Source organism: uncultured Nostoc sp., assembly GCF_964245575.1.
Taxonomy (GTDB): Bacteria; Cyanobacteriota; Cyanobacteriia; order Cyanobacteriales; family Nostocaceae; genus Nostoc.
In genome coordinates this window covers 1-7421 of record NZ_CAXTNP010000328.1, presented here as the reverse complement: position 1 = coordinate 7421, position 7421 = coordinate 1, and the positions used below count along the sequence as shown (strand labels likewise).

The 7421-nt window shown below is 40.4% G+C and carries 5 protein-coding genes; 3 read left to right on the top strand and 2 right to left on the bottom strand.

What is annotated here, in order from left to right; all coding sequences use genetic code 11:
- Positions 1 to 130 precede the first annotated feature (130 nt).
- Complete coding sequence (locus ACFFAP_RS33100; RefSeq protein ID WP_375515187.1) at positions 131 to 1372, bottom strand: HhoA/HhoB/HtrA family serine endopeptidase; 1242 nt, start codon at positions 1370 to 1372, stop codon at positions 131 to 133.
- A gap of 163 nt (positions 1373 to 1535) precedes the next feature.
- Here ACFFAP_RS33100 and dnaA point away from each other — a divergent pair, with 163 nt between their 5' ends.
- The gene (gene dnaA, locus ACFFAP_RS33095) at positions 1536 to 2915 is read left to right on the top strand and encodes a chromosomal replication initiator protein DnaA (RefSeq protein ID WP_375515188.1); all 1380 of its coding nucleotides are present in this window, start codon (positions 1536 to 1538) and stop codon (positions 2913 to 2915) included.
- Positions 2916 to 3544: 629 nt separating this feature from the next.
- Here the strand turns inward: dnaA and acsF are convergent.
- Positions 3545 to 4621, bottom strand: coding sequence for a magnesium-protoporphyrin IX monomethyl ester (oxidative) cyclase (acsF, locus tag ACFFAP_RS33090; protein WP_375515186.1), 1077 nt, complete (start codon positions 4619 to 4621; stop codon positions 3545 to 3547).
- 421 nt (positions 4622 to 5042) lie between these two features.
- Between acsF and ACFFAP_RS33085 the strand changes: the two genes are divergently transcribed.
- On the top strand, positions 5043 to 5759 hold the full coding sequence (locus tag ACFFAP_RS33085) for a heme oxygenase (biliverdin-producing) (protein ID WP_375515185.1): 717 nt from the start codon (positions 5043 to 5045) through the stop codon (positions 5757 to 5759).
- Positions 5760 to 5862: 103 nt separating this feature from the next.
- Positions 5863 to 7245: an oxygen-independent coproporphyrinogen III oxidase gene (gene hemN, locus ACFFAP_RS33080; protein WP_375515184.1), complete on the top strand. Its 1383-nt coding sequence runs from the start codon at positions 5863 to 5865 to the stop codon at positions 7243 to 7245.
- Positions 7246 to 7421 lie beyond the last annotated feature (176 nt).

The following is a 7421-nucleotide window of genomic DNA, read 5'->3' as shown; positions in this document are numbered from 1 at the left end:
ATGGGGAATGGGGAACTCGGGGCCCCCTCTGGGGATTAGGGGCAATGGGGAGTAGGGGAGTCAGGAGGAGAATGACTAATGACTAATGACTAATGACTAATGACTAATGACTAATGACTAATGACTAACATCATCCTTCACGTCTGACGGGTAAAGGAGCAGGTTGGACTCCTACTTGGACAGTTTGCCCATTGCGTTCCACTTCTATTGGTAATTTAGTACCAATTTTGCTATTTTCTACTAGCTTTTGTACTTCTTCAATTTTAGTAACAGGCTGGTTATTAATGCTTTTAATCACATCACCGACTCGGAGTCCAGCCGTAGATGCAGGCGATCGCGGGACAATATCAACCAGCAAAACGCCATCATCTGCTTGTAGATTTAAGCGATCGCCTGCTGTATTTTTTATTCTTTCTTTAATTTCTGGTGTCAGTGTTACCATTTGAACACCTAAATATGGATGATCCACCTTACCGTTAGCAATTAATTCCTGGGCAATTCTTTGCACAGTGTTAATGGGGATAGCAAAGCCCAAGCCTTGAGCGCCTCGGATAATAGCTGTGTTCATCGCAATTACTTGACCACGAGCATTAAGCAATGGCCCACCAGAATTACCAGGGTTAATCGCAGCATCCGTTTGGATGTAATCAACCCGCTTGTCGCTAGCACCGATATCAGTACTAGAACGACCTGTAGCACTAATAATCCCAGAAGTGACGGTATTATTCAAGCCTAACGGGTTGCCTATGGCGATTACTGCTTCTCCTGGTTGCAAAGCATCGGAGTTACCCACAGATAGAGTTGGCAGATTATTAGCATCAATTTTAATCGTAGCCACATCCGTAACCGGATCTTCACCCAACACTTTACCGTTAAAAGTCCGGCCATCTTTGAGTATAACAGTCACTCTATCAGCACCATCTACCACATGGGCATTGGTCACAATTTGACCAGAAGAATTAATGATAAATCCAGAGCCGCTACCCCGCTCTATCTGTTGTCTAGGCTGTGGCGCACCGTCTCCAAAAAACCGTCGGAAAAATGGATCGTTAAATTCGTCTGGTACGCGAGAAGTGATTGTTCGGGAAGAATCAATGCGAACTACCGCAGGCCCCACCTTTTGCACTACTTTTACCACAAAATTAGGATCTCCAGACGAAGAGATAATTGGTGGGGGGACAATTACCGGATTTGGTTCTATTGTGTTTTGGGCTTGAGTCTGGCTTTGTCGAGTCTCAAAGGTCTTAGCAGGTAGAACAGAGCAGCTCCCCAGGAACACCACTGCTACCGCATACGAGAGCATCCATAACCTGTGAGGTAAACTCCTGGGATTAATCTTTTTGGGCGCTAAATCATGGTTTGTTGTCTTCATGTGTCGTTGCTTCTCCATATCAATCGCTGGTGTTAGGATCTTGCCTACCGGGTATGTCCCAAAATGATTACAACTTAAAAGCTTATTCTAGGTCTAGCGTGCCTGGATGCTAAATTAGTGCTTTCTCTTCTATTGTGACGATTAGCAGCAAAGGTGGTGGATGATGGAACTTCCCATAGAAACTCTGTGGAGTCAGGTACTAGAGCGCCTACAGCTTGAACTATCCCGGCCCACCTTTGAAACTTGGATAAAAACTGCTAGTGCGGAGCGATTAGAAAATAATTGCTTGGTAATCCGTACTCCTAACCCATTTGCTCGTAATTGGTTACAGAAGTATTACATCAATACCATTGCTCATGTAGTACAAGATATTCTCGGTCATCCCGTAGGAATTTACATTACTGTTGCTCAAGGTGATGAAGTTTCTCATTTTAGTGAACGAGAGGTTTCTTGGGAATCACCAGATACCAGCAGTATTTCTAAATCCTTACCTAATCGCAATCAAAAAACTAGTGAATTAAACTCTAAATATGTCTTTTCGCGGTTTGTAGTTGGTGCTAACAATCGGATGGCTCACGCTGCTTCTTTGGCTGTTGCGGAATCTCCAGGTAAAGAGTTTAATCCTTTATTTTTATGCGGCGGCGTAGGTTTAGGTAAAACTCATCTTATGCAGGCGATTGGCCATTATCGCTGGGAAATTTCTCCTGATTGTAAAATATTTTATGTTTCGACTGAGCAGTTTACAAATGATTTAATTACAGCGATTCGTAAGGATAGTATGCAAAGTTTTCGAGAGCATTATCGAGCCGCAGATGTTTTATTAGTTGATGATATTCAGTTTCTTGAGGGCAAGGAATATACCCAAGAAGAATTCTTTTATACTTTTAATACTTTACATGAAGCTGGCAAACAAGTTGTCATTGCTTCCGATCGTCCTCCTAACCAGATTCCTAGCTTACAAGAACGGCTTTGTTCTCGGTTTTCTATGGGGTTAATCGCAGATATCCAAAAGCCGGATTTAGAAACGAGAATGGCAATTTTGCAGAAAAAAGCCGAGGATGAAAATATTAGTCTTCCCCGCAACGTGATTGAGTATATTGCTTCTAACTATACTTCTAATATTAGAGAATTAGAAGGAGCTTTAATTCGGGCGGTGGCTTATATTTCTATTTGGGGCTTACCGATGACGGTGGAAAATATCACACCAGTTTTAGAACCACCTAACGAAAAAATGGCAGCTACCCCAGAAGCAATTTTAAAGGTGGTGGCGGATAATTTTGATGTTTCAATAGACGATCTCAAAAGTAACTCACGACGCAGAGAGATTAGCTGGGCGCGTCAAATTGGAATGTATCTCATGCGCCAACACACGTCTCTGAGTTTGCCGAGAATTGGCGAGGAGTTTGGTGGTAAAGACCATACAACGGTAATCTATAGTTGCGATAAAATTACCCAACTCCACCAGAGCGATCGCACTTTAGCACAAACAATCCGCCAACTGAGCGATCGCATTAATATGACTAGTACATCACAGCGTAAATAAACATACCATTCAAAATGGCGCAAGACCTTGGAATACAATTCTCTTGACTTTTGACTTCCGACTTTTGACCAGAAATAAAAAGGTACAAGCCTCTAAATTTATTTATGGGGTTCCAAATTTTTGACTTTTGACTTTTGACTTCCCCAAAGGGGTTGACTTTTGCCTTGCGGTACTAGCCGTTCTCAAAAACCATCCTGAAGACGTATTGGAAGTTTTCCACAACCACCACTCTGATAATTAGCATTGACGGCTGAATAATGAGTCGATAATATTAAGTAATGTATATAAATTGATTAAATTTAACTTATATTGTGGAAAATTCTTAGTTTTTGTGGAAAATTCTGTGGAAAACTTGAAATTTTACTAGTAAAGCTCAATTAAGTATAATTACCTTGTGGAAAAGTACTTGACTTTTTCCACAAGTTTTCCACAAGGTAAACTTGTCTAATTATGATTTCAACAGAAATTGTGGAATTTTCTAGTAGTCTCTCAAGTTTGCTGAGTTTGTAGTGAGCGCTTTAGCGCTCAATTTAAGGACTTTAGTCCGGGATTTTTAAGCACGCTTTGTGCTTACTACAAACTCAGCAAAATTAATCGTTTGATTTTTGACTTCCGCCTTGCGGTACTAGTTAATGAACTGTCCCTCTCAATGATTCAGCATCAACGGGTTTAATTAGGTAAGTCAGCAATAGATGCCCAACAATGGAGCCGATCAAGGATAATTTTTGACAGAATTTTACAACTGGTGAGCGATTGCTGTTATTAATCTCTGCTAGTTTCAGATTAAGGTCAGAACACTTCTCCAACCGTCGGAAAAACTCTGGGTGATTTGTATTCAAAATCAAAGGAAATGCCCGTGCAGCAGTGTTATTTGTCTCTTGAATGACTCTGGTATTATATCCACGCGGATCTATCCCAATGGATTGATAAAATGTTGTGCGTTCAAATACGGTTAATGTGTGAGTAGCAAAAACACTCAGCAAAAAGAAACGCACCCACAATCTAGCTCTCCAATTGTTCCATAATTGAGGTTGCGATCGCAGCAGTGCTTTGAAAAAATCTCCATGTCGATTTTCATCCTGACACCAACTTTCAAACTTACGGAATAGCGGATAAATTTGGTGTTCTGGATGTTTTTCCATGTGGCGATACACCAAGATGTAGCGCCAGTAGCCAATTTTCTCAGACAGGTAGACTGCGTAAATAATCCACTCTGGCGGAAAGAAGGTATAAGTGCGATTTTTGGTTAAATAACTTAAGTCCAGAGAAAGATTAAAATCTGCCATTGACTTATTTAAAAATCCCGCATGGCGTGCTTCATCCCGCGCCATAAAATTAAAAGCATCCGCTAAAATCGGATTGCGGTTTTTCAGACGGCGCGATAACTCTTTAAACAGCAGAAACCCAGAAAACTCTGAAGTGCAGGAACGTTCCAGAAAGTCAATAAAGGCGACGCGCGTTTCTCCATCAATGTGATCCCAACACTGCTGAAATTCTTCATCACGGACAAAGTGATGACGGTTATAGTCAGCTCGTAACTCCTCTACAATTGCCAGTAACTCAGCCTCCTGGGACGAAATATCCAACTGCGCCGCAGCTTCAAAGTCAGTAGTATAAAACCGGGGTGTTAATAATGTTTCTTGGACAGGCACTTTTACACCTGGTTTTAGCAACTCAGGTTCATGGGTTTCCAGAGACTTAATCATAAGAATCCTTTTATTATTTCATGCCTCAAAAGTTATATAACCATAAATAGACTATTGAAGACATCAGTTAAATTATTGAAAGTAAATTGTGAGAAATAAACTTATTACCCGTTGTTTGAGGAGAGTTTAAATGCCTATTCCACAATCAGTTTTCTTACTACTCAACTGGGATATGCCTAAGCGTGAAAATCAGAAAAACATAAATAAATACTAATATCTTTATAGTTATATATAAATTAATAGTTAAATAATCTTAGGAGAAATAAAAATAGCTGGGATCTACATCGGCAGTGGTACTTGCTGGATAGAGTGATGCAGATCCTCTCTAAACCTAGAATAACAATCTTTTAATTGGCATTGGCAGGCATCCTGAATCGGTGACTGCCCAGAAACCTTGTGCTTGAAAAATAAGGAAGCAACAATGAGTAGCAATCTAGCCATCAAACTGCGCTCTGGAACTCAACAAGCCCACACCTCAGCAGAAAATGTGGGATTCATGAAATGTTTTCTCAAAGGAGTTGTGGATAGAGACTGCTTCGCCAAGTTCTTAAGCAACTTGTATTACGTCTACAGCGAACTAGAAGCGGCATTAGAGAGCCATGTAGAGCATCCTGTGATTAGTGCAGTTTACTTTCTTGAACTTAATCGCCAATCTTCGCTCGAAAAAGACATGGTGTTCTATTATGGGGATAATTGGAGAGAGCAAGTTACACCCTCACCCGCGACCCAAAAGTACATTGACCGCATTCAGGAAATTTCTGTTAATGAACCAGCCTTATTGCTAGGTCATGCCTATACTCGCTACATGGGCGATCTTTCTGGGGGTCAAATGCTACAAAAAGTTGCTCAGTCAGCCTTGAAGCTTTCTGGCTATGAAGGCACATCCTTTTACAATTTTGAGCAAATTCCTGACAAAAACGCATTTAAAGATAAGTATCGTCAGGCATTAAATGAATTACCCGTTGATGATATAACAGCAGAACGGATTGTTGCAGAAGCTAATAATGCCTTTGGATTGAATTTACAGATGGTTCAAGAGTTAGAAGGAAATTTAATTAAAGCACTCGGTCAAGTTGTGTTTAATAGCCTAACTCGTTCCCAAAATTCAGGTAGCACTGAAATAGCTGCGGCTAATTAATTTAGTCATTAGTCATAAATCATTGGTTATTTCCTCCCCTGCTCCCTCTGCCGCTCCTGCGGGCCCGGCCCCCCCCATACCGCCATCATTGGGAAGCAACTAAATGGGTTGTGTATTAACTGGTGTCAAGTTTGATCTGGAACTGATTCAAAAGTACGACACTCGCGCACCGAGATACACCAGTTACCCGCCTGCTACAGAGTTAAGCGAAACATTTACCGAAACTGATTTTAAGGCCGCGATCGCAGCATCGAATCAACGCAAAACTCCTATGAGTTTATATTTCCATATCCCCTTTTGCCAAAGTGCTTGCTACTTTTGCGGCTGTAATACGGTAATTTCCAACAACAAGAATATTGCCAAACCTTACGTGGAGTCTTTGGTTCAAGACATCAAAAACACCGCAGCTTTAATAGATCCAGACAGAAAGGTACTGCAAATCCACTGGGGAGGCGGTACTCCTAATTACTTGGATCGTCACCAAATAGAATTTTTATGGAAAAACATCAATCGCCATTTCAACATCGATCCACAAGCAGAAATCTCAATTGAGATTAATCCTCGTTATATCGATAAAAACTACATTTTATTTCTGAGGCAGATTGGGTTTAACCGGATCAGTTTTGGCATTCAAGATTTTAATCACCAAGTTCAAGTAGCTGTAAATCGTGTCCAGCCAGAAGAAATGCTATTTGATGTCATGAGTTGGGTTAAAGAAGCTAAGTTTGAAAGCGTGAATGTAGACCTAATTTATGGTTTACCCTATCAAACCCGCGAGACATTTCGGGAAACGTTGAAAAAAACTGTTGAGTTAGATCCTGACCGAATTGTTGTCTTTAACTTTGCATATATACCGTGGATAAAACCTACACAAAAAAATATTTCTCAACAGGCGCTACCCCCAGCAGAAGAAAAGTTAGAAATTCTGAAAATGACCATTGAAGAATTGACGAATAACCAATATCTATTTATTGGGATGGATCATTTTGCTAAAACTAATGATGAACTAGCGATCGCTCAACGCAATGGCACTCTCAAACGCAATTTCCAGGGCTACACTACCCACGCTGAGACAGAACTATTTGGTTTTGGTTCTACATCCATCAGTATGCTAGAAGATGCTTATGCTCAAAACCACAAAGAATTAAAGGATTATTATCAGGCAGTTGCAGCGAGTGCTTTACCTGTTAGTAAAGGTATTAAGCTTACTCAGAATGACATCATCAGACGCGATGTTATCATGGGCATTATGTCTCATTTTCAGTTGCATAAGCAAGACATGGAAAAGAAATATGATATCAATTTTGATGAATATTTCTCTGAGGAACTAGAGGCGTTAAAACCATTAGAAACTGATGGTCTAGTCAGTTTATCAAAAAATCAGATCCAGATTACAGATATCGGTAGATTACTAGTCAGAAATATTGCCATCATCTTTGATACTCACACAAGAACGCGAGAGAGAAAATTCTCACGCGCCATTTGATACCACTTTTGCAAATGTTGGCAAGATAGATATTATCCCCTCAATCTACCTTGAAAATAACGGTTGAGGGGATAATATCTAATATATAGCAATCCGATTTGATTCCTGAATTACTCGTAGAGACTCAATACTAGGAAGAAGGAATAAAGGTGTACTGAGTTTTTTTCACGCAATCA